The following is a 26,504-nucleotide window of genomic DNA, read 5'->3' on the forward strand; positions in this document are numbered from 1 at the left end:
TTTTCATCACTTCAATTAAAAGCAAGTTAGCTACTTTATTCAAGACAAAATCATTTTTCTTTTGAATACTACTTATAAATTTTTTTTTAATCAATCTCAAGGTAGTTAGACGGACAAAAGTATGGATAAAGAGATAGATTCGCCACCGCCCCCAATTAAACGTAAAAAGAAGCTGATTATATTAACGCTATTATTTCTTTTTTTTGCTTTGGCTTATGGCGTTTATTGGTTTATGTTTAGTCGATTTAATCAATCAACGGATAATGCCTATGTTATGGGTAATCAGGTCCCGGTTGATGCGCAAGTAAATGGTGGAATAGTAGAGATTAATGTCGATAATAACGATTTTATTCAACAAAATGATGTGATAGCAACGATTGATGCAGTTGATGCAGAAAATGAATTTGGTTATGCCAAAAATGCGTTAATCAAAGCGATTAGAGAGTTGCATCAAATTCAGATCACAAATGAAAAACTTTTAGCCAGCATTCAGTTAAAACAAGTCACCTTAGACAAACTTAAGCAAGATCTTGAACGCCGGGAGAATCTTTGGTCACGAAAGGTCATTTCAAAAGAAGAGATTATTCATGCAAGGCAAGATGTCGATTTTGCTATTAATGATTTAAAGATATCTAAGCATGAATTAGCCATTAATAATGCGCTACTAATGAAAACGCCATTATTAGAACAACCAAGTATTCAGCAAGCAATTTTTAAATTAAAACAAGCTTGGCTTAACTTAAAGCGAACCAAAATCACCGCGCCTGTAACTGGGTATGTCGCGAGGCGAAGTGTCCAAGTTGGTACACAAGTGACTAAAGGTGAGCGTTTAATGGTTATTGTTCCGTTAGATCAAGTATGGGTAGAAGCAAATTTTAAAGAGGTACAGTTAAACGATATTCGTATCGGTCAGCCAGTTACCTTAGAAAGTGATTACTATGGTGAAAAAGTTGAGTATAAAGGAAAGATAAGTGGTATTGCGATGGGTACTGGCGGTGCTTTTTCTTTGCTACCTGCACAAAATGCGACAGGAAATTGGATCAAAGTGATTCAACGTTTACCGGTACGGATTGAATTAGACAAAGCGCAACTTAAACAATTTCCATTACGTATAGGCTTATCAATGAATGTGAATGTGGATACGCATGATACGTCAGGTAAGCTTTTAACCGATATTCCAGCGAAGACGATAAAATATCAAACGGATTCACTTTCTTTTGATGAAAGTGAATTTGAGCAGCTCGTTGAGGATATTGTAAAAACCAATTTCTACGCTACGCAGATTATTCAATGAATCAAAGTAAAGCGTCCTCATTGCCTTTAACTGGCATCAGATTTATCTTACTAATTATTTTATTAGCGGTAATCGCGTTTTTACAGATTTTGGATTTAACAATTACTAATGTGGCGTTATCAACCATTACGGGTAATCTTGGTGCTTCAAACTCGCAAGGAACGTGGGTTATCACCTCTTTTGCCGTTGCTAATGCTATTTCGATCCCCTTAACGGGATGGTTAGCTCAGCGTTTTGGTGAAGTGAAATTATTTACTTATTCTATCTTATTTTTCGTAGTCACTTCTTGGCTTTGTGGTATTTCAAATAGTTTAGCCATGCTGATTTTTTCAAGATTATTGCAAGGTATGGTTTCTGGACCAATCATCCCTCTATCGCAAAGCTTGCTATTAGCGTATTGCCCGCCGGCCAAAAAAAATATGTCATTAGCCATATGGTCAATGACAATTATTATTGCGCCAATCTGTGGTCCAATTCTAGGTGGTTGGATTAGTGATAATTATTTTTGGGGATGGATCTTTTTAATCAATATTCCTTTCGGGATCATCATTTGGTTTGGTGTTCACCTTTTATTAAAAGATCGTGAAACGGCTACCAGCAAATTACCCATTGATAGAATTGGATTAGTTTTATTTATAGCTGGCGTGGGGTGTTTACAACTGGTATTAGATAGAGGAAAAGAGCTTGATTGGTTTAATTCTAATCAGATTATTATTCTTTCTGTATTAGCTGTTGTTTTTATTAGTTATTTTATTATTTGGGAACAAACAACAGATTATCCAATTATTGATTTATCCGTTTTTAAATCCCGAAATTTTACCATTGGCACAATTTGTATCAGTTTGGCATTTTTACTCCATATTGGCACGCTGGTTATTCAACCACAATTATTACAACGTGTGTTTGGTTATACTGCAACTTACGCCGGTTTAGTGTTGGCGCCAATTGGTTTGGTTCCTATTTTTCTTGCGCCAATAATTGGCCGATTTGCTTCAAATGTTGATATGCGAAAAGTGGTGACGTTTAGCTTTATTGTGTTTGCACTCTGTTTTTTTTGGCGAGCATATACATTTGAATCAAACATGACTTTTGCTGATGCAGCATGGCCGCAGTTTTATCAAGGCTTTGCGATAGCATGTTTTATTATGCCCTTAAATATTATTATTTTATCTGATATTCCCATTCATAAATTAGCAATTGCCGGCAGTATCTTTAACTTTTTTAGAACGTTGTCGACATCAGTTGGTACCTCGTTAACCGCTACTTTATGGGAGCGTCGTGAAGTGATTCATCATAGTCAATTGACTGATATAATTTATCAAAATTCCCAAGCATTAAATTACACTTATCAACAGTTCAATCAACTAGATTTATCTAACATGCAAGTATCAGCTATGCTGGCACAACAGATTACCAATCAAGGTTTATTAATTGGCATTAATGAAATATTTTGGCTATATGGTATGATATTTTTAGGTTTAATTGGTATAGTATGGTTAGCAAAATCTTCAGTGAAGGTTAATTGATACTTGGCTAATCAAGTCAATGTGATTTTTATTTTGTGGCAGGAGTTAAGTATCAATCATTGGTATAGTATTCAGATATAAAATAAGCAGGAGAGCGCATTTTGCATATTGATTCAGTGATTCAATTAGATGAACAAGACTCAGCAACTTTGTACTTTCTCCATAACGTTAATACCGATTTTCATCGCCATCCTTGTTTACAATTAACGATATCACTAAACGATATTTTTTTAAGTTTAGAAACAGAAGATAAAAAGTATCGTGAATTTGGTTTTATTATTCGTTCAAATCTGTCACATAAATTAAATACAGCTTGCGCTATCAATTTTTTACTCGAACCCGACGCGCCTTATTTTCATTTATTGTCACATTTTACCGAAAACGATCCTATTTATCGTTTATCGCGTGAAGAAGCCTCAATACTGGCACAATATTTTATACATACTATTGAAAATAAACAGGTATTCGATATCCGGCATATTGTTAATCTATTATATCGCCCTAATACCAGTTGTCTTTGTCGGCAAGATAGTCGAATAGTTAAAGCGACCTCAATAATTTCATTATTGCCGGTTAAACAGATATCCTCAAAAGAAATTGCTGATAAAATTTATTTATCCGAAAGTCGTTTTTTACATCTATTTCGAGAAAATCTAGGTATCAATTTCCGAGGCTACCTGTTATGGAAAAGATTGCGTGATGTTATTAACACGCTTGACGCATCGGCAACTTTAACAACTTTAGCTAATGATATGGGCTTTGCCGATTCAGCTCACTTTAGCCGAACTTGTGTTGCAAGTTTCGGATTAAGGCCCTCAGAGCTGAAACGAGCGTTAATTTATAATCAAAAATTGCCAAACAATAAACATGGTAAACATATTTATTGTTTGCATAAGCCAGCAGAAAAGTAACTCACCAGACCCAGCTGAGCCATTCAATTCTGCGTTAATTTTAGTATGTTAAAAATTGCTAATTATTTTCGTGCAACAAATACGTTGCTTCATAAGGCTGTAATACCATTTCACCTTCGAGCACTGTTTGATTTGAGTAATTACTTAACAATTTTTGCCAAGAACTATTTTCTAATGCTTTAGGCAATTGCCATTTAACCGTATTTTCGGTCAGATTGGCTATCACAAGTAATGTTTGATTATTCCAATGTCTGACATAGCACCAGCAATTAGCAACATCAGGCGTTAGATCTTGATAGTCACCGAAAATAAAGATCGGATATGTTTTGCGTAATTTGATTAAGGTTTGATAGCAATAAAAGATTGAATTGGGATCATCAAGCGCTGCCATCACATTAATTTTCGGGTAATTGTTTGCCACCTCAATCCAAGGTTTACCTTGGCTGAATCCAGCATTGGCGGTGTTGTCCCATTGCATTGGCGTTCGGCTATTGTCGCGCGATTTACTGGCAAGAATCGCTAACATATCAGACTCTGACACACCTTCGGCAATTTTTTCTTGGTAGATGTTAAGACTTTCCACATCTTTATATTGCGAAATATGAGTAAAATGGGGATTGGTCATCCCGATCTCTTCACCTTGATAAAGATATGGCGTGCCTTGTAGTCCATAAAGAATCATTGCCAGCATTTTGGCCGATTCGCTGTGGTATTGGTCTTCATTACCTAAACGTGACACAATGCGAGGTTGATCGTGATTACACCAGAAAATCGCATTCCATGCCTTACCGTGCATACCCATTTGCCAATAGCCGAGTATCTTTTTGAGTTCAAGTAAATCAGGCTTAGCCAGCGTCCATTTTTCCCCATTTGGATAATCAATTTTTAAATGATGAAAATTAAACGTCATGGTCAACTCTTTGCCATCCAATGCGGCATATTTTTGACAGTTTTCAAGCGTAGTGGACGACATTTCGCCCACTGTTTTTAGGTCATTAGGTTGAAAAACATCTCGGCTTAGCTCTTGTAAAAATTCGTGTATTTTCGGGCCATCCGTATAATATTTTCGTCCGTCACCTCGCACGTCATCCGGAAAGTCTTGCTGTTTAGAGACCAAATTAATCACATCAAGCCTTAATGCATCAACCCCTTTATCCGCCCAAAATTGACAGACGTTTTTAATCTCTTGGCGGACAGTTGGATTTTCCCAATTGAGATCGGCTTGCTGCTTTGCAAACAGGTGTAAATAGTATTGTCCTGATTGCTCATGCCACTGCCAGGCTTTGCCGCCAAATTTAGATCGCCAATTGTTGGGTTCTGATCCGTCAGCTTTGGCGTCTTTCCAAATATAAAACGATCGAAAAGGGCTGGTTTTATCTAAGGCCGATTTAAACCATGGATGCTCTGTTGAAGTATGGTTAAATACCATATCCATCATAATCCGGATATCACGTTCATGCGCCTGCTTAACCAATAATTCAAAGTCGTCCATCGTGCCATAAGCCGGATCAATATCATAATAATTCGATACATCATAACCATTATCAACTTGCGGAGAGGGATAAATTGGCGTTAACCAAATCGCACTAATGCCCAAATTTTTCAGATAATCTAATCGACTAATAATGCCTAATAAATCCCCCGTTGAACCCGCGCCACTGGCTTGAAAGCTTTTGGGATAGATTTGATAGATAGTACCATTTTGCCACCACGGGATATCTATTTTATTCATTGCTTACTCTTTATTTTTTAATCTGACATGAATTAACCATTCAGTAATCGAATGGTTAACGGATATTAATTCGTGTTTAGCGAATATCTAATGTGCCTTTTTTCAATTTTAATTTATAAACAGCTGCTGTTAAAACAATTGGCACAACTATTGCCACCAACATAGCTAAGGCATAAATTCCCCAATAAACGGGTTGAATCGATAAGATGCCTGGTAATCCGCCGACTCCAATACCATTAGATAACACACCAAATAGACCACAAACTAAGCCAGCAAACGCAGCACCGATCATGGCACATAGCATCGGGAATTTATAACGTAAATTGATTCCGTACATAGCTGGTTCAGTCACGCCCAGATAAGCTGATATGGCAGCCGGAACCGACACTTCACGTTCGTTATGTTTTTTACTAACTAAAATAATGCCAACAACCGCCGAGGCTTGAGCAATATTGGATAGGGCAATAATTGGCCAAATCGGTGTGCCCCCCATATTTTGGGTCATCTGCATATCAATGGCCAACGTTGTATGGTGAATACCGGTGATCACCAACGGTGAGTATAAAAAACCAAAAATGGCTGAACCAATAAAGGCATAATCACCCGTCATCAAATATCTAACCCCATAGGCAATACCATTACCTAACATACGCCCTAAAGGACCTAATAAAAAATGCGCTAAAAAAACAGCAAGTAGTAGTGATACAATCGGAACAATCACTAAAGTAAGATAATCAGGGATAATTTTACGTAATCGCGTTTCGATCCATCCTAGTGCTAAACCGGCAAAAATCGATGGAATCACTTGTGCTTGATAGCCGACTTTTTGGATAGTGAACCAGCCAAAATCCCACACTTCAGGTATTTTACTGCCAAGATCGTAAGCATTCATCAATTGTGGTGAAACCAATGTTATGCCTAAAACGATACCTAACACAGGCGACCCGCCCATTTTTTTGACTGTAGACCAGCAAATTGCCACCGGTAGAAAATGGAAAATTGCTTCACAAGGTAGCCAAAGTATATTGTAAATAGGTGCTAACCAATGATAAGTTTCAATTAATGGCTTATCATCTATGGTGGGCATATCACCAATAATGTTGCGTAATCCCAATAACAAACCACCTGCAATTAAAGCAGGCAGCAAGGGTACAAAAATTTCAGCTAAGTTCGAAATTAATCTTTCAAAAACAGACATATTTTGTTTAGATGCAGCTTTTGTTTGTTCTTTGGTTGCTTCAGTTAAATTTAACTGCTGGATTAGTACTTTGTAATAATCATCCACATTCGTGCCAATAATCACTTGAAATTGCCCAGCATTGTTAAAGCATCCTTTGACAAAAGGTAATGCTTCGATAGCTTGGATATTGGCGGTTTTAGGATCAACCAAAGCAAACCTTAATCGAGTCAAACAGTGGCTTACACTCGCAATGTTTTGTTTGCCGCCAACAAATTCAATTAATTGCATGATCGATTCTGTTGATATTTTCGAATCTTTAGCCATCGCAAGTCTCCTTTCAATTAGTACTTTCGCTGTTTTATTACATCAATAATTTGGCTATTTTATATCAATAGTTATCATAAATTGAATTCAATAAATAATAAATGGGAACGTTCCCAAATTGTGATTCAATTCACAATTTTTTAGCGTATAATTCGAATCAGATTGATTATTGATTCGTTAATTGGCAAGGAACCGTGATAGTTTTACCGGTAATTTTACCTTGTAACATATTAAGTAACTCTTGAGCAGCATAAATGCCGGCTCTATCAAAACCTAGTTCTATAACGACAGTTTGTGGAAACAAAAAAGTAAGCAGTTCACTATGACCAACGCTAGCCACAACGATATGATTGCGTTTTTTTTCACTTAAATATTTATTTAGTCCTAATGCGATAGCATCGGTAGCACAAATGATAGCCGAAGGTGAATGCTTTAAAACTGATTGAGCAAGGTTATAGCCAGAACGGTAACTTAATTTGCCTAAGTAAGCATTAGGTATGGTGTGATGTGCTAAGCAACAATCTTGATAGGCTTGATATCGCAGTGCGCCAGTTGTTTGATCTTGCTTATCTACACCAATATAAGCAATATTTTGATGTTTTTTATTTTGGTGTAGATAGTTAAATAAATTTGTTACCGCTCCAACATCATCATAACAAACACAAGTATATTCGGAAAACGATCTTGCCAATATCACACACCTATTTTTCCAGTCAGATAATAAAGATTTATCAAGCCCGGTAAACGCAAATATTACTACCGCATCTGCTTGTTTCTCTTTTAGCATTGCTAGGTGTTCTTGCACCTTATCAATGTTAAATTGGCTTTCCATAATGATAGGATCGTAACCACGCTGGTAAAAAATAGGTAACATTGAGCGCACTGCTTGATTTTCAGACATCGAATCAAGGCGAGTTACAATAATACCAATCACTTTATTACCATAACCACGCATTGCCCTGGCTGATTTTGATGGGGTAAATTGATACTGCTCAATTATCGCCATGACTTTATTACGCGTCACTTCCTTCACCATAGGATCGTGATTTATTACCCTTGAAACAGTGGACTTACTTACCCCACAAAGTTTGGCAATATCTTTAATGGTTAAGTTATTGGAAGACTCGCGCATAGTTAGTTCAGTGAATGAAAATCAGTTAAATCATAGTAATATAGTTTAAGGGAAATTGCGATATTCATATTGCATGGCTCACTTTTGTTTTGAGAAAAAATAGTATCTTTTGATACAAAAAAAGTCATAATAGCGTTTATGAAAAACTTCAATGTTTAGACAAAAAAGACTTTTATCAAAAGCCAGCAATATGTTGTTTGGTCGGTTAAATAAATTTAATTAGCTGAATATTTACATGTATGGTTTAGGATTTTATAAGGAACATATGAAAACACGCTATAAGATTTTAGGTGGTATAGTACTTATATTGGGCTTACAAGGGGTGGCATTGGCTAACCCAAAAGCAGCCACCGTTGAAGATGAATTTAAAGCTGCTTTATTCTGCCAAACCGAGGCTTTTGATGCACGCGATGCCAAAACAGTAGCGCGACTACGTGAACACAATATTAAAGTTAAAAATTTGGAAGAAGACGGGCTGATTAATCAGGAATTTCATTTTGCCACACCGTTTAACATTGATAATGTTACAGTATCTGTTGTGCGTTATCTTGGTGATAGTGGGTCTTATTTTTTTGCTATCGCTAAAGGGGATATGAATAATTTTGCTCAATCGATTGGCGCAAAACCAATTCCTAATGAGTTAAAACAAACGCTTTCTTGGGGGAATATCAATCAATATTATAAATATACTGCCCCTGTGACTACTGATAATCCTTATCCAAAGACAGTGCTTATTGGTCGCGATCAAGATACTAAAACCGGTGAATTTTATTTTGGTTGTCTGGAAGTAGATAACTAACTGTATTTGATTGAAGAATGGTAAGTTGTTTACCACTCTTTTGGGTTTTAATTATGCGTTTTTAGTTATATCTATATGATTGATTTGTAATTATTATTGCTGATTCTTTCTTGATTTATACGCTTGTCCCCAATCTAACATCGCATCATGTACTTGTTTTAAACTTTGCCCGACTTCGGTAAGAGTATATTCAACTTTAGGGGGAACCTCAGCATAGACTTTACGATGAATAAGACCACTTTTTTCCATTGCTCTTAAATGTTGAGTTAACACTTTTTGTGATATGCCATTTAGTGATTTTTTTAATTCGCCAAAACGTTTAGTGCCGGTCAGTAAGTCTCGGATAATGAGAACTTTCCATTTATCACCCATTAGCATTAATGTAGTTTCAACAGGGCAAGGTGGTAAGTTGTCAATGGTTAACATATCAATAATTCCTTTAAATTCAACAATAGTTCCAAATTGGATACTATATTACTACTTAGTACCTACTTTACAATAGAAACTTTGAATATTAATCTAAATATCGTGTTTGGGTCGTAGATGCTCAGTAAATTAGGCATTAACCAAAATTTAAAATATTTTATTTAGATAAGACAAAAGGAGTGGATAATGAAAATTGCAGTTATTGGTGCTAATGGTAAATCAGGTAGTTTGATTGTTAAAGAAGCGCTATCGCGTGGACATGATGTTACCGCCATTGTACGTAAAGCTGATGCGAAAGTTGATCCTAAAGCAAACGTGCTAGTTAAAGATCTTTTTCAACTTACATATGACGATTTGAAACCTTTTGATGTCATCATTGATGCTTTCGCGGCGTGGACGCCCGACACCCTTCCACAACATCAAACTAGCTTAAAACATTTAACTGATATTTTAAGTGGTAAACCTAATCGCTTGTTAGTTGTTGGTGGAGCGGGAAGCTTGTACGTTAATCCAGAACAAACAGTTCGTTTAGTTGATACACCGCAATTCCCTGACGAGTTTAAACCGCTAGCCAATAATATGGCTAAAGGCCTTGATCAATTGAAAAAATGCGATGACGTACAATGGACCTATTTAAGCCCAGCTATTGAGTTTATCGCTGATGGACCAAGAACCGGTCATTACACTTCTGGCGGTGAGCAAGTTTTATTCAATAGTAACGGTAAAAGCCACGTTAGCTATGCCGATTATGCAATTGCTATGATCGACGAAGCTGAACATGCTAAACATATTAAACAACGTTTTACTATTGTTACTGAGTAATCTTTAGACATTACCTTACATTAAGTCGTTGTGATTAATGTAAGGTAGTTAAAACCGATCACCTTTCCCCCAATAAACCACTCTATTTATCAACTATTAATAACCATTTTTATCGTATTTGGTTGAGTAGCTGTTTATTAATCATTTACAGATAAATTTAAAAAATAGGATACGTCAGTACGCAAATTCGTTTAGTACTTTATATGATTTATATGATAAATGTTGTGTCATACATTAACAACTTTAGCTAATGATATGAGGTTAGCCGATTCAGCTCACTTTTGCCGAACTAGTGTTGCAAGTTTTTGATTAAGGCCATCAGCGCTTAAACGAGTGTTAATTTATAATCTAAAATTGCCAAACAATAAACACGGTAAGCATATTTATTGTTTGCATAGGCAAAATTCAGCTATAAATTAAACTTTAGGTAAAAATAGGCAAACTAATCATGCTGCTTAATCTGGTCAGATTCTATTAATGTTATTTTTATTCATATAGTTATCATACACATTATATTTTATTATTATTATTGAGATAATTCCCTCATTTCATCTATGGTAAAAAATAGAGTATTGAGCTAAATTAAATGTGTTTTTATAAAAATGGATGAAATTATGGAAAATAAAACAACAAATAAAGTAACATTTTGGGAATTTTTTCAGAGTTTAGGTAAGACATTTATGCTACCTGTAGCTTTGCTCTCATTTTGTGGGATTATGCTTGGAATTGGGAGTTCATTAGCTAGCCAGGATGTGCGGGATTTACTTCCTTTCTTAGATAATGCCTTTTGTATTACCATTTTCACATGGATGAGTAAAGTTGGTTCTTTTGCATTTAGCTTTCTTCCGGTAATGTTTGCAATCGCTATTCCTTTAGGTTTAGCTAGAGAAGATAAAGGCGTTGCTGCTTTTTCTGGTTTTGTTGGTTACATCGTACTTAACCTAAGTATTAACTTTTATTTGACTATTTCTGGTATTTTACCGACTACTGACCCAGCGGTCTTAAGAGCTAATGATATTCAGTCGATATTTGGTATTCAATCAATTAATACTGGTATTTTAGGTGCTATTTTTGTTGGTATTTTGGTTTACATATTACATGAACGCTTCCGAGCAATTCGTTTGCCAAATGCATTAGCTTTTTTTGGTGGTAATCGTTTTGTGCCAATTATTACAACTGTTACTTTCGGTATTTTGGGATTATTAGTACCTTTAATTTGGCCATTTTTTGCCAAAGGTATTAGTGGATTAGGTTATATTGTCAATAGTACTGGTGATTTTGGTCCATTTATTTTTGGTACTGGCGAACGACTGTTATTACCTTTTGGATTACACCATATTTTAGTTGCTTTGGTGCGTTTTACTGATGCTGGTGGCACAATGGAAGTTTGTAATGAAACAGTTAGTGGGGCATTAACCATATTCCAAGCACAATTATCTTGTCCTACAACGACTGAATTCTCAGAAAGCGCAACGCGATTTTTATCTCAAGGTAAAATGCCATCATTTTTAGGGGGATTACCTGGAGCGGCATTGGCTATGTATGTCTGCGCTAAGCCAGAAAATAGACATAAAATAAAAGGATTGCTAATTTCAGGTATTGTAGCTTGTACTATTGGTGGAATAACTGAACCATTAGAATTTTTGTTCTTATTTGTATCCCCAGTTTTATATGTTATCCATGCTGTTTTAACTGGACTTGGTTTTATGGTAATGTCACTGCTCGGTGTAACAATTGGTAATACTGACGGTAATATTATCGATCTTGTGGTCTTTGGTATTTTACATGGTACTGCCACTAAATGGTATTTAGTACCCGTTGTTGCTGCTTTTTGGTTTGTTATTTACTTCTTTATTTTTAGATTTTTCATACTGAAATTCAATATAAAAACTCCAGGCAGAGAAAGTGATAACGAATTTGATACCGATAGTACTCCTCAAGCTAAGAATAATTTAGCGACTAATTCTGGTTATAACACTATTGAAATTCTTGAAGCATTAGGTGGTGTGGACAATATCATCTCTTTGGACAATTGCATTACTAGATTAAGATTGTCTGTAAAAGATATTAATCTTGTCGATGATGCTAAATTAAAAGCTAACAAAGCTATTGGCGTGGTTAGACTTAATGATCATAATTTACAAGTGGTGATAGGCCCCCAAGTTCAAGTTGTAAAAGATGATTTACAAAAATATTTGAATAATTAATTATATACCCTAAAGGAAGAGTACTTATACTCTCCCTTTTGTTTGCAAGGAATATGGACATGACGTTATCAAACGACATTTTTGATTTTGACCAACCTGTTAATCGATTAGGGACATGGTGTACACAGTGGGATTATGTTCAAGATCGTTTTGGCGTAGCTAATTTAACACCTTTTACCATTTCAGATATGGATTTTAAAATAGCACCTTGTATCAAAAAAGCACTGGAAAAAAGAATTGAACATGGGGTTTTAGGTTATAGTCGTTGGAAGAATGAAGAATATCTAGGTGCTATTAAATATTGGTTTTCATCTCAATTTGATACCTCAATTGATCCTGAGATGATTGTCTATGGCCCATCAGTTATTTATATAATATCAAAATTAATTTCTTTATGGAGTGACGAAGGGGATAGTGTCGTATTGCATACTCCGGCATATGATGCTTTTTATAAAACCATTTTAGGTAATAAAAGAAAAGTACAATCATGTCCTTTAATTAAACAAAATAATAATTGGGAATGTGACCTCAATTATCTTGAAACAATCTTATCTAAAAAAGATGTCAAAATACTATTGTTATGCAATCCTCATAACCCTACCGGTAAGGTCTGGAATCACGAAGAGTTAAAGGTTATATCGAGTTTATGTGATAAATATAATGTGAAAGTCATTAGTGATGAAATTCATATGGATATGGTATGGGTTGGCAAGCATATTCCATGGAGCCAATATGGTAAAAATAACTGGGCTATAGTTTCTTCTGCTTCTAAAAGCTTCAACATTCCTGCTTTAACCGGTGCTTACGGTATCATCCAAAGTGAAGAGACTAGAAATGATTATCTACAACAGCTTAAATCTTGTGATGGACTCTCATCACCCGCTGTTTTGTCATTAGTTGCAACAATTGCTGCCTATAAGGAGGGTTTACCTTGGCTTTCTCAGTTAAAAACTTATTTGCAAGCTAATTTAAATTTTGTTGCTGATGAATTAAATAAAGCTTTTCCTCAATTAAATTGTACTCCTCCTGATTCAACTTATTTAGCTTGGATTGATTTAAGATCGTTTCATTTAAATGATGAGAAATTACAACATCAACTTATCTTTAAAGAAAAAGTTGCCATTATGCCTGGATCCACCTATGGGGATGCCGGATTAGGTTTTTTAAGATTAAATGTAGGTTGTGCCCGCAGTAAAGTAGAAATTGGAGTTAATGCCATAATAAAATCCATTAAAGATATAATAGATTGATTTTTTGTAAGATAAAATCTATATAAAAATATAGTATATTAAAACTTTATAAAAAAGTATTTTCGATAGAGCAAAACGTCGTTCTTATTTAAGTAAGTAACACTTTACATAAATAACAAATAGAACCTAGTTTTATACTGATATTAATAATTAAAATACATCACCATTTAAATTGAAAAAATATAAATTAAACGGATTTAAATGGTATAGGCTTAAGTATGTACTGAACGTATTATTTATTTTTATGATTGAGCTTTCTTGATATAAAGGGTTATTTTTTACTCGTTAATATCAGTTTCAGCAAAATATTTATTCTATTTACTAAGAATAAAATTTTAAGCTATGAACGAGTATTCTAAATTTAACTTTTAGTAATATTTTAGTTAAGTAATTTCTTTTCAAATTTTTTTGAATTATAAATTATTGGTATTTTGATTGATTTTAGGGTCAGTAATTAAATTCAAATTAAAGATTAGTTTTTATTTTATTAATAAGCTGTTTATTAATATATATGTAATAGGTGTAGTTATATTAGTGTAAATTTCTACATCATTATCTTTGCAGCACCAAATAACAATGTGGTTTATTTATATGGCTAAGAATCTTAAAGGTAATGATATTATTTCTTTCGCTAAAATACTAATTCCTACTTTAGGAAAAAAAGAACGTTTAGTGGCAAACTTTATTATTAATAATTATGAAAACCTCAATGTCATTGGCATAATTGAATTATCAAAACAATTAAAAGTCAGTACTGCTTGCATAACTAAAGTTGCTAAAAAACTGAAATGTAGTGGTTTTTACGATCTTAAAAAAGCTATTTCGGTTAATGAGGAAGAACAACAAAAAGCTGAATTAATAACTCGCTATGAAGATGTTTTGGAACAAACTTTTTTAAGTTCTATATTAGCATTACAAGAATCATTAACCTTGATTGATATGAAGCAGTTTAAACAGGTGGTTTCGTTATTGGTTAATATTAAAGATAATAACAAAATAGTCATGGCAGGGTGTGGTGGTTCAGGTGCTATTTGCGAAGATTTTTGCCATAAATTGCTAAAAATAGGTATTTTTTCCAGTGTATATCGTGATTCGCACTTACAACAAATGAGCGCCTCGTTGTTAGAAAAAGGTGATATTGTTATTGGTATCTCTCACTCAGGCAAAACCGCAGATATTGTTAATATGCTGAAAATAGCTAAAAATAATGGTGCAACAACGATATGTATGACAAATTATGTTAATAGTCCAATTACTTTCGTTTCCCATCATCCTTTAATTTGTTCAGTTAAAAATCATCCAATTACCGGTGAAAATGCCACCACCAGAATTGTATTACTCAATATTTTAGATGCTATCTTTACCATACTGGCGATGCAAAAAAAATCTAGCAGCCAATATAACTTATTAAAAACTCAAAATTCAGTAAAAAATAAACGGTTGTAACCATTATTCAACAGTAAATGATTTAATTAATATGCTGGTTGTTTTGATTATTTTGAATAATATGATAATAAAATTATTTATTACCATATTATCTAGAATTATTCGTGTAACGCTGGAAACACTATTTTATTGCTAGTTTTTTATTTGCTAATTCATCCGGAGTTTTTAGTAATGGTGTCAATACAGCACTAAGAACATATAGTCCAGAATAAATACCTATTACGCCTCCAGCTCCAAGTGAAGTATAAAAAATGGCTGTAATTGCGGGCGCTATAAATGCGCCTAAACCCGCGCCTAAATTAAGTATAGACATTGCTGCCCCTTTATTGTCGGGAGCTAACATTGGGAATAAAGCGGATAAAGGTACATAACCGGCCATAGTTACACCACATAAGCATAATACTACTTCCATGACGTAAAAGTTATGCCCAAATAACTGTGGAACCAACCAAACTAAGATTAATACGATAGCATAGCTTACTCCCCCAACCCACATGATGGTATTTCTCCAACCAAAGCGATCACCAAAGAAGCCAAAGAAGAGATTTGCAAAAATTGCCACTAAAAAGACAGCTGACCACATATGGAGCCATTCGGTTTTTGAATAACCAAAGCTAATTAAATAAAGTGGTAGGAAAGTTGCAAGTCCATATTGAGCCACGCCATTAATTGATTTGACGATTAAACCTATGGACATGACTGGGCGTTTTAAAATAGTTATTGCTTTGACTAGCTCGGCAGTACTAAATGGGTGGATCTCTTCATTCGGAACTTTATCTTTATTCACTAAAATTGCAAATAAAGCGCCAACAATAACGAAAATCATTCCAGTCCACAGTAAATGTATTTCCCCCATTATTGGCAACGCCATTGCTGAAAACCAAGGACCAATAACACTTAAACCAAGAGAAAAAGTAAACCAAAACCAGCCTACAGCCGTTGATCTACGCTCAACAGGGGAACTATAGTTAATCCACACTAAGAATGAATAAGCAAAGAGTGGGTAACCAATCCCCCTAATTGCATAAAAAGGCAACATCCATATCATTTCCATATCGCGCAGGCCAATACCGATAAAACCAACACTGCCAATTACAAAAGCGATAACTCCAAAAAACATTACTTTTCTTGGACCAAGTGTTTGTACTAATACACCAGTGATCCATGCCGCAAGGGTAACTGTGACACCATAAGCCGTGATGAGGTATGAGGCTTGGACTACAGAAAGTCCACGTTCTACCATCCATATTGAAATCCAAGCCTGTTCTAGCCCATCTCCTATCATAAATATTGTTAACCCAATATAACCCCATAGTAAATTTTTGGGTAAACCTAACTTATCAAACATAGTAATCTCCAAGCAACCAGGTTGCATAAAATAAAAAAAACGAGATAAAATGTTTATACTCAAGTTATATTAAGATGCTGTTCCTTCAACAGTTTTCGACAAATTAAGAAAATTATTGTTTATAGTTTTTTTAAAATGCCTAATATTTATGTAAATTAAATATTAATTTATTTAAAGTAGGCTATTTAATCTAAGGTGTTTAGTCACATCCTCATATCTTTTGGGCATCTTCATAATAATTTGGTATAGAGTTATTTATCACTGTTATCATTAATTAAAGACATTAATAATTTTTGTATTTTTATTGCATCTTGATTACGGATGATATCTGTCATATTATCCATACCGACTTTATCAATAAAACATGCTAACTTTTTATACATTCTTATGTTTTGTGCACATTCCGCCACTGGATCTTCACGTGTTGGGAATGTATCGAAATAAATGAGACCTGAAAAATTAACTCGTTTAGCGTAGTAGATATACTCTAACGTTTGCATTAAATGTACGGAACCAAGCATTAGACCATCATCGGTATGACCGTAACCATCATTCAAATGAAAACCAACCAAACGTTTTTGCATTGAGGTTAAGAATAGAGAAAAGGCAGGGTTTTCTTTTTTCATTATCATATGGCAAAAATCTAGAGTGACACCTAAATTAGGGGCTCCCACTTTTTCGATTAATAAAAGCGTTGAGGCACAATCACCAATAAATGAGAAAGTTCTAGGCTCATATGGTTTATATTCAAAGCTAAATTGAATATCTGGGTTAGGTAAAATTACACGACGTAATGCATCTACTAGTAACTCATAAGCACGAAAGTAATCTTGTTGGAAACAATAATCATAGCCATCATAACCAAACCACAATGTCACCGTATTTCCACCAAGAAAGCGGCACATTTCTACTGCTTCTAATGTAGTCTTAATTGCTTTTTCGCGGATCGATTCATTAGGATTGGTAAATTCACCATCAATAAACTCTTTATTATAACGAAGAGCAATACCACCCATATTTAGATTGTTATTTTTAATGGCTTGTTTAATCTCGTGTTTGTCTTGGTTTATAAAATGTTCAGGATAGTTAAGTTCAATATGAGTTAGTCCTTGTACTTGACCCATGCGAGCGATGAGATCACAAGTTGTCATATTTATTCCAGCTTTATAAAGTTCAGGACGAGATCGAAAAGAATTTATACGTGAAGAAAATTTCATAATTATTTTATCCTTGTTTGTTTTTTTCTTGTTATAACGAATATTTTTATGGAGGTAAATGTAAGCAATTAGGTGTTACTGAAAATAAAATTAACTGAGCTAATATGATGTAAATATTTTATTTTTAGTAAAATAATTAATTAAAATCTTTTACATTTTGAGATTGGTTTACACTTTATTTATTATGATGCTAATTCGGTTTTTCTGGACAAGCGGTAAAAATTAAGTTGCTTTAAAAGTACCGTTAAAGTAACAGCGGTTTAAATAAGGAGTTACCATGAAATATGATGTAGTTGTCATCGGAAGTTTAAATTATGATATTTTAATTCAACAAGATAGGTTACCTTATATTGGTGAGACTTTCATTGGTAATGAATTATTAATGATGCCAGGTGGCAAAGGCGCTAATCAGGCCGTCCAGTGTGCAAAGTTAGGGCTTAAAGTAAAATTTATTGGTTGTATTGGTAATGATATATATGGTGATGAACTGTTAAAATCACTTAAAAATAATAATATATCTACCGATAATATATATCGTAGAGGTTCTAATTCCGGCATAGGTATTGTGCAAATTTTACAATCCGGGGATTATTGTAGTACCATCATTAAAGGTGCCAATTATTTATTAACCAAAGAAGATATTAAAGATACATTTTTCGAAAATTCTCCATTAGTAATTTTTCAATCAGAAATACCTACAGAAGTTGTTGAATATGCAATTAGTCGAGCTAAATTTTATAGGTGTAAAATTATTGTTAATAATGCTCCAGCTAGATCAATTCCAGCCGCAATATTAACGCAAATTGATTATCTAATTATTAATGAAACCGAGGCTACATTTATGGCCAATAAACATGTTGAAGATATCAATGATGCTCAAATTTGCGCTGAACAGTTGTTTAAAAATAACCCATCAGGTACTGTTATTATTACTTTAGGTGAAAACGGAGCGGTATTTGCTGATGCAAATAATGTTACTCATCACCCAGCAGTATTTTGCCCACAAGTGATTGATACTACTGGTGCTGGTGACTCTTTTATTGGCGGAATTGCTTGGAGCATAATCCAAAATATGCCAATGAATGAAGCTATTCCGTTTGCAGCTGCAATTAGTACTTATTCTATTCAAAAATATGGTGGGCAAAGTTCGTTCCCGATGTTGTCTGAAGTTCAACATGTATTGAAATAGTAAGTTAATACTGTGGGGTTTTATTGGAAAAGATCATCGAAAATAGCATATGTTTACAATTTAATTATTAAGATAAAATTATGTGGTTTTATCAATTTCTTTAATTAATAAGATAAAGTTAATTTTTGTCTATTAGGTAAAATGTTTATTTTAGTTAGGTTATTGCTTATTGAAAATCATATATTTTTGAGTTATTACCATCACGATTGAATCTATATCCAAGCCTTATCTGCCACTACAGCTACAGCATTGGTGATTAATGGTATTAATAATGCTGTTAAGCACTACAATTGATGCGCTGCTAAGTATTATTAGCTTTGATAGCATAGCGCAAACCACCTAGATTCGAGCAAATAATCTTTCAACAGCAGAATTATTTGATAAATGTTATGTCATACGTTTTGGTGTTGCTTAACCTAATGCACCATAATGTTTAAAAACAGTCTGCAATAATTATAAAGTGGATCATTTTGGTGCGTAAAGATCAAATAAGTAGCAATGATACGTGGTTTTTGCCTTGGTATGTTTTTTGCACAAAAATGTAGTAATGAACAGTAATAATGAATAAGATGAACAATAAGCGTTATTACAAGTATATTTTTTACTAATCATTTTTGGAAAATTATTATGCAGTATGATCGAATTATAAAAAATGGTATTGTCATTTTAGAATCAGGTGAAGTCCGTACTGATGTTGCCATTAAAAATGGCAAAATTGCAGCCATTGCTCCAGATCTAAATGGTGCACATGAAGTTATTGATGCTCAAGGTTTAATTGTTAGCCCAGGTATGGTTGATGTACATGTACATATAAGCGAACCTGGCGGTATTCGTTGTGAGTGGGAAGGTTATGTCACTGGTACCAAAGCTTGCGCTAAAGGTGGCGTGACAACCTTTGTTGAAATGCCACTTAATCAACTGCCAGCAACCACTTGTGGTGATACACTTCGACAAAAATACGCTGCCGGTGAGGGCAAACTCTATGTTGATGTTGCTTCATTTGGCGGTTTAGTTCCTTATAACCTCACTAATGGTGGCATTGAAGCACAAGTTAAAGAAGGTGTTACCGCATTTAAATGTTTTATGGCAACGTGTGGCGATCCTACTTTAGAGGGCGATTTTGCAAACGTTAATGACTATGCGCTTTGGGAGGGCATGCGTCAAATTGCTAAAACCGGTAAGTTACTGGCTATTCATGCTGAGAATGCCGCCATTACCGACATGTTAGGTAAACAAGCCAAAGATCGAGGTGAAACGCGCGTTTCACAGTATGTGGCAACCCGTCCTATTTTTACAGAAGTAGAAGCAATTCGCCGGGCAATCTTTTTTGCTAAACAAACGGGGTGCCGTATTCATATTTGTCATGTGGCGTGCCCAGAAGGCGTTGAAGAGGTGATAAAAGCGCGTCAAGAAGGGGTTGATGTCACTTGCGAAACCTGTATTCATTATCTCTATTTTACCACCGATGAACTTGATGCTATCGGACCTTTAGCAAAATGTTCACCCCCTATTCGTGATAAACAAGCACAAGATGGATTATGGAAATATCTATTTTCTGGTCACATTATTACCGCCGTATCTGACCATTCTCCTTGTACTTATGAAATGAAAAATAAAACTAATGCATTTGATGCATGGGGTGGAATTTCGGGTGTACAAAATAATGTCGATATTTTCTTTGATGAAGCGGTGCAAAAACGCGGTATGTCATTAAAACAGTTTGCCGATATCATCGCTAAAAATCCTGCTGAGCGTTATAACTTACCAACTAAAGGTTCAATTCAGATTGGCAAAGATGCGGATATTATCTTTATCAAACCCCAATCAAGTTATGTGGTAAGGGCAGAAGATCTTGAATATCGTAATAAATTTAGTCCTTATGTTGGACGACAAATTAACGCACAAGTGGTACGTACGTTATTACGTGGCGAAACAGTTTACAATTTGACTACGGGTATTGAATCGACACCAAAAGGATCATTTATTCGTCGTTAGTTTGAATATAGCGGCGTTAAAAAGTTAAGTACGAAAGGAATAGGTAATGAATAATAATCGCCCTCAATTATCTAATAACCAATTAAATATTGATAAATCACTATTACCCAAAACACCACAACAGCGTACGGTTAATCCTTTGGCATATGCTTTTATGTGGATTGGTGATGGTGTGAATCTTGGCAATATGACCTTAGGTGCCAGTTTAGTGGTTGCCGGTTTTGCCACTATGAATATTGTGCAAACCTTTATGGCGGCTTTGATTGCTATTTTAATTATTACCAGTATTTTTGTACTTAATGATCGCTTAGGTTACCGTACTGGCATTCCTTATGTTGTCCAACTTAGAATGTCATTTGGTATAAAAGGTTCGATAATCTCTTCACTGCTTCGTGGTATTCCAGGTATTGTCTGGTATGGCTTTCAAAGTTGGATAGGTGGCACGGCACTTAATGAAATTATCAAAATTCTATCCAATGAGAGTTTTGATAATGTCTTTATCTGTTTTGTGGTTTTACAATTTATACAAATTGGGTTATCACTGTATGGCTTTCATGCGATTAAATGGGTTGAGATATTAATATCATTAGTTATTCTATCCGCACTTGTCTATGCTTTTATTTTATTACTTCGCAATCATCAAACTGTCATTATTGAAAAATGGATTAATACTCAAGGAACTTGGGGATTACCATTTTTTGGTTTTATTATGATGTTTTTAGGTAATTATGCTGCAATATTTTTGAGTGCAGCGGATTATTCACGCGAACTCAAATCAGGTATTAGTAACGGTAAACGCGGACTGTTATATTTTGTACCTATCACCATTGCCTATGGATTTGTTATCACAATTGGTGCTATGTTAGCATCGGTGACAGGCAACAGTAACCCAGTTAAAGCTTTTGCAATTGTTGTTGATAATTCTTATATTACTGTTGCGGTATCGTCATTTATTGTACTTGGGGCGATTGCAGTTAACATGGTGGCAAATATTATTCCACCGGCATATGTGATTAGTTTATTAACTAAAGTCAAATATAAATCAGCGGTAACGATCACGGGGTTACTCGCCATTGCTTCTTTTCCTTGGATCTTAGTGCAAGACTCATCAGCCAAGGGCTTAGGTCTGTTTATTTTGATCTATTCTGCGTTCTTAGGGCCAATTGTGGCAATTTTACTTGTAGAGTATTATCTATTAAGGCGCCAACAAGTCGATATTAATGAACTCTATAATAAAAATGGTCAATTTGCAGGCTTTAATAAAGCTGCTATTTTAGCAATGTTTATTGGCTCGGCTGCCGCGTTTTGTGAAGTGAGTTTATCGTGGCTAATTGGCTTTTTTGTTGGTGGATTGAGTTATATTCTATTAACAAAATATGCCTTTAAACAATCCCCATTTAGAAAAGGTACTATTTTTGAAAAAAGTAATAAGTGATATTGAATGATGATCATTACTGATAATGATCATCTTTGTTAACTCAGTTATGCTTTAGCGACTTTCGCTAGTCAACCAATTTTAATGCTTATTTATGTTATGTTCTATTAGGTATTGCCAATTTGGCATGTCACCTTAATTTCACGATTATCAGTAATTTCAAGATTAGATAATACCGCCAATTGTGGAAAATTAGGTCGCAAAAACTGTGATAGCATCAGCCTTAGTGAGTGGTTAACTAATAATACTGGTGGCGCGCCGATTGCTTCTTGTTGATGAAGTGCTTGTTTAAGTTGTTCAATGATTTGCTCGGCAAGCCCCGGTTCAACATGACTGGTATTTTGCATGGCTTGCAGTAATAAACGTTCTAAATTGATATCTAAGCCAATCACCTCGATTGGATTGTTACCTGCAAACCATTGTTGAGTGATGACTCTACCTAAAGCAATCCTGACTATACTCAATAATTGATAAACATCATTTTGATTTGGTGCGTTTTCACAAATAGTTTCAATAATAGTGCGCATATCACGAATAGACACTTTTTCCGCTATTAAATTTTGTAGTATTTTATGAAAGGTTGTTAACGTTACAACCTCTGGAATAAAATCTTCAACTAACTTAGGTACCTCTTGTTTCAGGCGGTCAAGCAGTTCTTGGGTTTCTAATCTGCCTAATAATTCGCTGGCAAATTGTTGTAGTAAGTGGTTAAAATGTGTGGCAATCATGGTGCTGGTATCGACAACGGTATAACCTAATATTTGTGCATTTTCTTTATTGCTTTCATCTATCCAGATTGCCGGTAATCCAAAAGCCGGCTCGGTTGTTGCAATACCCTCAATGGTTTCTACCACTTTACCTGGATTGATTGCCAACCATTTATTATTCATAATTTCACCTTGCCCAATTTCACCACCTTTTATAAATAATTTGTATTGGTAAGGGGCTAAGGACAAATTGTCACGAATATGTACTTGTGGTGGTAAAAATCCAAAAGTTTGTGCAAATTTTTTACGTAAACTGCGTATTCGACCAAGTAATTCGCCATTTTGTGATTGATCAACCATTGGAATTAACCCATATCCGACTTCCATCGCTAAAGTATCTTCAATATTGACATCCGACCAAGATGCTTCAATATTACTTGGTGTAGTGGCATCGACATTGACTTGTTTGGTTTGTTGTTTAACCTCATTTTTTTTATATTTAGCTAACCACCAAGCAATAGCCAATAATAGACCGGTAAACAATAAAAACACTAAATTTGGCATACCAGGAATCAAACCAAGTAGCCCTATCACAGCCGCTGTTAAAATTAATACTTGTGGATTTTTAAATAACTGGTTGAGCATCTGCTCACTAATATTTTCTTGCGAGCTGACTCTAGTTACAATCACGCCTGCGGCGGTTGAAATAATCAGTGAGGGAATTTGAGCGACTAAACCATCACCAATGGTTAGTAAGACATAAGTTTTACTGGCATCAGCAAGTGTCATATCATGTTGCATAATACCAACCATTAAACCACCAATAATGGTAATGGCCATGATTAATAAGCCGGCAATGGCATCGCCACGGACAAATTTACTGGCACCATCCATCGAACCATAAAAATCAGCTTCTTGCGTGACTTCGGCTCGGCGCGCTTTGGCTTCGTCTTCACCAATTAATCCAGCATTAAGATCAGCATCAATCGCCATTTGTTTACCTGGCATACCATCAAGCGCAAAGCGCGCACCCACTTCGGCTATACGCCCAGCCCCTTTGGTGATAACCATAAAGTTAATAATCACCAAAATAATAAACACCACAATGCCTATTGCAAAATTACCACCAACCAAGAAATGGCCAAAAGCTTCAATAACTCGCCCTGCGGCAGCACTACCTGTATGACCTTTTAATAACACGACGCGCGTTGACGCAACATTCAACGATAATCGCAATAAGGTGGCAAAAAGTAAAACAGTTGGAAAGGCAGCAAAATCAAGTACTCGCTTAGTAAATAATGCAACAATTAAAATAATAATCGACAAAGCAATGTTAAAGGTAAAAAACAGATCTAATACAAATGCCGGTAAGGGCAATACCATCATCGATAGTATTAATAAAATCAGTAATGGACCGGCTAATATTTGATAATGACCAGTTTTTAATGCGTTTATTGATAATATATTGAGTAATTTAGATTTAATCATAAAAATAGTGGTTGCCTTTATTTATTTTCAGATAAAAAATCGGGGATGGGTAAGTTATTGGGTTTTGCTGGTTTGTTGCCACCATGTTTACGCCAATGTTTTAATTGATACACCCAAGCTAAAATTTGCGCGACAGCGGTATAAAGTTCAGTCGGAATGGTTTGACCAATTTCACCGTGACGATATAACGCGCGAGCAAGTGGTGGTGCTTCTAATTGTGGAATATCATGTTCGCTGGCGATTTCTTTAATCCGTAAAGCCGTGTTATCGGTGCCTTTGGCAAGTAATTTAGGGGCCGCCATAGTTTTTTCATCATAGTGTAAAGCCACCGCATAATGGGTTGGATTGGTGATAATCACATTTGCCTTACTTACATCGTTCATCATTCGGCGCCTTGCCATCGCTTGTTGCACTTGACGAATGCGCCCTTTGATTTGCGGATTGCCCTCTTGCTCTTTAAACTCATCTTTAATCTCTTGTTTCGACATGCGCAATTTTTTTAAATTGCTCCATATTTGATAAAAAATATCAAACCCCACCATTGGAATTAAAGATATGACGGCAAATAACCCACAAATCATAATTAATTGTGCGGCTTTTGCTAACGCATTGCTTAAATACATGTTGGGCAATGAGAGTATGGTAGAAAATTGGTGTAATAAAAAAAGTGCGCATGCAGCAGAAATTAACACGACTTTAAGGATAGATTTGAGTAGTTCAGAAAAAATTTTCGTACTAAATAATCGACCGAATCCGGCAATTGGATTGAGTTTTTTAAAATTAGGTTTAATTGATTGCAAACTAAATAGTAAGCCGCCAACACAAAGCGGCGCTAGGATAGCTACAATCACTAAACCTAAAAAAATTGGCAAAATAGACCAAAAACCAGCTGTGAATAAATTAACCAAATTAAAAATGACTAGCTTATCATCCAAAACATGATTAGACACTTTCATTGCTGTTTTGATAATAACGATCAAATTGCCAACTAAATTGGCACCGATCATCGAAAATAGTGTAATACCTACCAGTAATATGATTAACGAAGTTAGTTCACGCGATCGTGGAATCTGCCCCTTTTCTTTAGCTTTTTTGATTTTACTATCTGTGGGTTGTTCGCTTTTATCTAAATCACTGTCGTCAGCCATATTGAGCTTAAATAAAATTTAGGGGATAAGAATAGTGACAGTATGAACTCAACTCGAAAAAGTTATTGGCTAGAAAAGACCCTAAATTACGGGGTATTTATCGCGTTTACTAACATATAATATCTTTTATCACTAAACTTTGGCGCGTTTTGATGAAATAATTTCGGTCTGTTGATAACCGTGATTAGTATAAACAACCGGATTATTAATGCTTTTTAGATAATCAATTGATTGTTGTGTTAAGTTCATACGTTTTTGAATAATCATGCCATTTTCACGATTAATTAGCGCTAATTGTTGTGTGGTATTGACAATAAATTGCCATTTATCAGCAAGCTTTGCTTTTTCACTATAAGGTGATTGGATATTATGCTGTTTGCTAAAATTTATGCGCTTTTCGTCGAGTAATTTTAACTCAATGAGTAGTTGGTTTTTTTGGTTAATAACTGCATTGAGTTGATTGATAGCACTATTTTCAATCAATATTTGCTGTTCATTGTTAAGAACGTCGGATAATGTTTGCAACATAATGATGACGTTATCTAAAATGTTGTCTAATTCTAACATTTTTATTTCCCTTCAGTTTTGAATTAGCTTTTAATATCTTCAATAGTTTGTTGAATTAACGCATCTGCAATTTTACTTGGATTAATCACTAAACTACCGTTGCTAATTGCCTGCTTTATTGTCTTTATTTTTTCGATATCAATATCGTTCTCACTGCACTGCAATTGTGCCATAACATGTTGACTTAACCTTAAGTCAGTGCAAGTGGTTGAATCATTTTTTTCTGGTACAGATGCCTTTGGATTTTTTTGTTGTTCATTGATTACCTCACGGCTGAGTAGTCCCGATATTGTTGTCACCAATTTAGTTGCATCTATACTCATAAAATACCTTTAATTGAAGTTCAAATTTAAATGATTTG

General features: G+C 34.9%; 21 protein-coding genes. 11 read left to right on the top strand and 10 right to left on the bottom strand.

Translation table 11 applies throughout. The features are described 5' to 3' along the window. Positions 1 to 121: 121 nt before the first annotated feature. The 3 genes from J3U57_RS10895 (at position 122) to J3U57_RS10905 (ending at position 3,731) form a co-directional block, all read left to right on the top strand. Positions 122 to 1,294, top strand: coding sequence for an HlyD family efflux transporter periplasmic adaptor subunit (locus J3U57_RS10895; protein ID WP_267344737.1), 1,173 nt, complete (start codon positions 122 to 124; stop codon positions 1,292 to 1,294). After that, the gene (locus tag J3U57_RS10900) at positions 1,291 to 2,820 is read left to right on the top strand and encodes a DHA2 family efflux MFS transporter permease subunit (protein ID WP_267334056.1); all 1,530 of its coding nucleotides are present in this window, start codon (positions 1,291 to 1,293) and stop codon (positions 2,818 to 2,820) included. The genes J3U57_RS10895 and J3U57_RS10900 overlap by 4 nt, the downstream gene beginning before the upstream one ends. A 101-nt stretch (positions 2,821 to 2,921) precedes the next feature. Then, complete coding sequence (locus tag J3U57_RS10905; protein ID WP_267344736.1) at positions 2,922 to 3,731, top strand: AraC family transcriptional regulator; 810 nt, start codon at positions 2,922 to 2,924, stop codon at positions 3,729 to 3,731. A gap of 58 nt (positions 3,732 to 3,789) precedes the next feature. On the opposite strand, the gene treC is transcribed toward J3U57_RS10905, so the two are convergent. The 3 genes from treC to treR all read right to left on the bottom strand — a co-directional run bounded on the left by treC (position 3,790) and on the right by treR (position 8,099). Next, positions 3,790 to 5,463: an alpha,alpha-phosphotrehalase gene (gene treC / locus J3U57_RS10910; protein WP_267344735.1), complete on the bottom strand. Its 1,674-nt coding sequence runs from the start codon at positions 5,461 to 5,463 to the stop codon at positions 3,790 to 3,792. Positions 5,464 to 5,539: 76 nt separating this feature from the next. Beyond that, positions 5,540 to 6,967, bottom strand: coding sequence for a PTS trehalose transporter subunit IIBC (treB, locus tag J3U57_RS10915; RefSeq protein WP_267344734.1), 1,428 nt, complete (start codon positions 6,965 to 6,967; stop codon positions 5,540 to 5,542). Between the two features lie 166 nt (positions 6,968 to 7,133). After that, the gene (treR, locus tag J3U57_RS10920) at positions 7,134 to 8,099 is read right to left on the bottom strand and encodes a trehalose operon repressor TreR (protein ID WP_267334061.1); all 966 of its coding nucleotides are present in this window, start codon (positions 8,097 to 8,099) and stop codon (positions 7,134 to 7,136) included. Positions 8,100 to 8,364: 265 nt separating this feature from the next. Here treR and J3U57_RS10925 point away from each other — a divergent pair, with 265 nt between their 5' ends. Next, the gene (locus J3U57_RS10925) at positions 8,365 to 8,898 is read left to right on the top strand and encodes a hypothetical protein (RefSeq protein WP_267344733.1); all 534 of its coding nucleotides are present in this window, start codon (positions 8,365 to 8,367) and stop codon (positions 8,896 to 8,898) included. A 93-nt stretch (positions 8,899 to 8,991) separates the two neighbouring features. On the opposite strand, the gene J3U57_RS10930 is transcribed toward J3U57_RS10925, so the two are convergent. After that, complete coding sequence (locus J3U57_RS10930; protein ID WP_267334063.1) at positions 8,992 to 9,324, bottom strand: winged helix-turn-helix transcriptional regulator; 333 nt, start codon at positions 9,322 to 9,324, stop codon at positions 8,992 to 8,994. A 186-nt stretch (positions 9,325 to 9,510) separates the two neighbouring features. Here J3U57_RS10930 and J3U57_RS10935 point away from each other — a divergent pair, with 186 nt between their 5' ends. From J3U57_RS10935 to J3U57_RS10950, 4 genes are all read left to right on the top strand, one after another. After that, positions 9,511 to 10,146 carry an NAD(P)-dependent oxidoreductase gene (locus tag J3U57_RS10935; RefSeq protein ID WP_267344732.1) on the top strand — a complete coding sequence of 212 codons (636 nt, stop codon included), beginning with the start codon at positions 9,511 to 9,513 and terminating at the stop codon, positions 10,144 to 10,146. Between the two features lie 614 nt (positions 10,147 to 10,760). Next, positions 10,761 to 12,353, top strand: coding sequence for a maltose/glucose-specific PTS transporter subunit IIBC (gene malX, locus J3U57_RS10940; protein ID WP_267334065.1), 1,593 nt, complete (start codon positions 10,761 to 10,763; stop codon positions 12,351 to 12,353). 77 nt (positions 12,354 to 12,430) lie between these two features. Next, positions 12,431 to 13,603, top strand: a complete 1,173-nt coding sequence (locus J3U57_RS10945; RefSeq protein WP_267344762.1) for a MalY/PatB family protein — start codon at positions 12,431 to 12,433, stop codon at positions 13,601 to 13,603. Between the two features lie 591 nt (positions 13,604 to 14,194). Further along, positions 14,195 to 15,049: an SIS domain-containing protein gene (locus J3U57_RS10950; RefSeq protein WP_267344731.1), complete on the top strand. Its 855-nt coding sequence runs from the start codon at positions 14,195 to 14,197 to the stop codon at positions 15,047 to 15,049. A 121-nt stretch (positions 15,050 to 15,170) separates the two neighbouring features. Here the strand turns inward: J3U57_RS10950 and J3U57_RS10955 are convergent, their stop codons facing one another. Both J3U57_RS10955 and J3U57_RS10960 read right to left on the bottom strand, forming a co-directional pair. Next, complete coding sequence (locus J3U57_RS10955) at positions 15,171 to 16,397, bottom strand: MFS transporter (protein WP_267344730.1); 1,227 nt, start codon at positions 16,395 to 16,397, stop codon at positions 15,171 to 15,173. A 251-nt stretch (positions 16,398 to 16,648) separates the two neighbouring features. After that, positions 16,649 to 17,614 carry a sugar phosphate isomerase/epimerase family protein gene (locus J3U57_RS10960; RefSeq protein WP_267344729.1) on the bottom strand — a complete coding sequence of 322 codons (966 nt, stop codon included), beginning with the start codon at positions 17,612 to 17,614 and terminating at the stop codon, positions 16,649 to 16,651. Between the two features lie 277 nt (positions 17,615 to 17,891). On the opposite strand from J3U57_RS10960, the gene J3U57_RS10965 reads away from it, so the two are divergent. From J3U57_RS10965 to J3U57_RS10975, 3 genes are all read left to right on the top strand, one after another. Next, positions 17,892 to 18,803: a ribokinase gene (locus tag J3U57_RS10965; protein ID WP_267344727.1), complete on the top strand. Its 912-nt coding sequence runs from the start codon at positions 17,892 to 17,894 to the stop codon at positions 18,801 to 18,803. A gap of 627 nt (positions 18,804 to 19,430) precedes the next feature. Then, the gene (gene allB / locus J3U57_RS10970) at positions 19,431 to 20,798 is read left to right on the top strand and encodes an allantoinase AllB (RefSeq protein WP_267344725.1); all 1,368 of its coding nucleotides are present in this window, start codon (positions 19,431 to 19,433) and stop codon (positions 20,796 to 20,798) included. 46 nt (positions 20,799 to 20,844) lie between these two features. After that, positions 20,845 to 22,233 carry an NCS1 family transporter gene (locus tag J3U57_RS10975; protein WP_267334067.1) on the top strand — a complete coding sequence of 463 codons (1,389 nt, stop codon included), beginning with the start codon at positions 20,845 to 20,847 and terminating at the stop codon, positions 22,231 to 22,233. A gap of 107 nt (positions 22,234 to 22,340) precedes the next feature. Here J3U57_RS10975 and flhA read toward each other — a convergent pair whose 3' ends face one another. The 4 genes from flhA to flgM all read right to left on the bottom strand — a co-directional run bounded on the left by flhA (position 22,341) and on the right by flgM (position 26,466). After that, entirely contained in the window at positions 22,341 to 24,428 is a 2,088-nt protein-coding gene (gene flhA / locus J3U57_RS10980) for a flagellar biosynthesis protein FlhA (protein ID WP_267334068.1), read from the bottom strand. A 17-nt stretch (positions 24,429 to 24,445) separates the two neighbouring features. Beyond that, entirely contained in the window at positions 24,446 to 25,576 is a 1,131-nt protein-coding gene (gene flhB, locus J3U57_RS10985) for a flagellar biosynthesis protein FlhB (RefSeq protein ID WP_267334069.1), read from the bottom strand. Positions 25,577 to 25,708: 132 nt separating this feature from the next. Beyond that, positions 25,709 to 26,143: a flagella synthesis protein FlgN gene (locus J3U57_RS10990; protein ID WP_267344723.1), complete on the bottom strand. Its 435-nt coding sequence runs from the start codon at positions 26,141 to 26,143 to the stop codon at positions 25,709 to 25,711. Between the two features lie 23 nt (positions 26,144 to 26,166). After that, positions 26,167 to 26,466: a flagellar biosynthesis anti-sigma factor FlgM gene (flgM, locus tag J3U57_RS10995; protein ID WP_267334071.1), complete on the bottom strand. Its 300-nt coding sequence runs from the start codon at positions 26,464 to 26,466 to the stop codon at positions 26,167 to 26,169. Positions 26,467 to 26,504 lie beyond the last annotated feature (38 nt).

The organism is Gilliamella sp. B3464, from assembly GCF_026536145.1.
GTDB lineage: Bacteria > Pseudomonadota > Gammaproteobacteria > Enterobacterales > Orbaceae > Gilliamella.

Coding starts and splice junctions, on each gene's coding strand:
- J3U57_RS10895 (WP_267344737.1), top strand. CDS start 122: ATGGATAAAGAGATAGATTCGCCACCGCCCCCAATTAAACGTAAAAAG.
- J3U57_RS10900 (WP_267334056.1), top strand. CDS start 1,291: ATGAATCAAAGTAAAGCGTCCTCATTGCCTTTAACTGGCATCAGATTT.
- treC (WP_267344735.1), bottom strand. CDS start 5,463: ATGAATAAAATAGATATCCCGTGGTGGCAAAATGGTACTATCTATCAA.
- treB (WP_267344734.1), bottom strand. CDS start 6,967: ATGGCTAAAGATTCGAAAATATCAACAGAATCGATCATGCAATTAATT.
- treR (WP_267334061.1), bottom strand. CDS start 8,099: ATGCGCGAGTCTTCCAATAACTTAACCATTAAAGATATTGCCAAACTT.
- J3U57_RS10925 (WP_267344733.1), top strand. CDS start 8,365: ATGAAAACACGCTATAAGATTTTAGGTGGTATAGTACTTATATTGGGC.
- J3U57_RS10930 (WP_267334063.1), bottom strand. CDS start 9,324: ATGTTAACCATTGACAACTTACCACCTTGCCCTGTTGAAACTACATTA.
- J3U57_RS10935 (WP_267344732.1), top strand. CDS start 9,511: ATGAAAATTGCAGTTATTGGTGCTAATGGTAAATCAGGTAGTTTGATT.
- malX (WP_267334065.1), top strand. CDS start 10,761: ATGGAAAATAAAACAACAAATAAAGTAACATTTTGGGAATTTTTTCAG.
- J3U57_RS10950 (WP_267344731.1), top strand. CDS start 14,195: ATGGCTAAGAATCTTAAAGGTAATGATATTATTTCTTTCGCTAAAATA.
- J3U57_RS10955 (WP_267344730.1), bottom strand. CDS start 16,397: ATGTTTGATAAGTTAGGTTTACCCAAAAATTTACTATGGGGTTATATT.
- J3U57_RS10960 (WP_267344729.1), bottom strand. CDS start 17,614: ATGAAATTTTCTTCACGTATAAATTCTTTTCGATCTCGTCCTGAACTT.
- J3U57_RS10965 (WP_267344727.1), top strand. CDS start 17,892: ATGAAATATGATGTAGTTGTCATCGGAAGTTTAAATTATGATATTTTA.
- allB (WP_267344725.1), top strand. CDS start 19,431: ATGCAGTATGATCGAATTATAAAAAATGGTATTGTCATTTTAGAATCA.
- J3U57_RS10975 (WP_267334067.1), top strand. CDS start 20,845: ATGAATAATAATCGCCCTCAATTATCTAATAACCAATTAAATATTGAT.
- flhA (WP_267334068.1), bottom strand. CDS start 24,428: ATGATTAAATCTAAATTACTCAATATATTATCAATAAACGCATTAAAA.
- flhB (WP_267334069.1), bottom strand. CDS start 25,576: ATGGCTGACGACAGTGATTTAGATAAAAGCGAACAACCCACAGATAGT.
- J3U57_RS10990 (WP_267344723.1), bottom strand. CDS start 26,143: ATGTTAGAATTAGACAACATTTTAGATAACGTCATCATTATGTTGCAA.
- flgM (WP_267334071.1), bottom strand. CDS start 26,466: ATGAGTATAGATGCAACTAAATTGGTGACAACAATATCGGGACTACTC.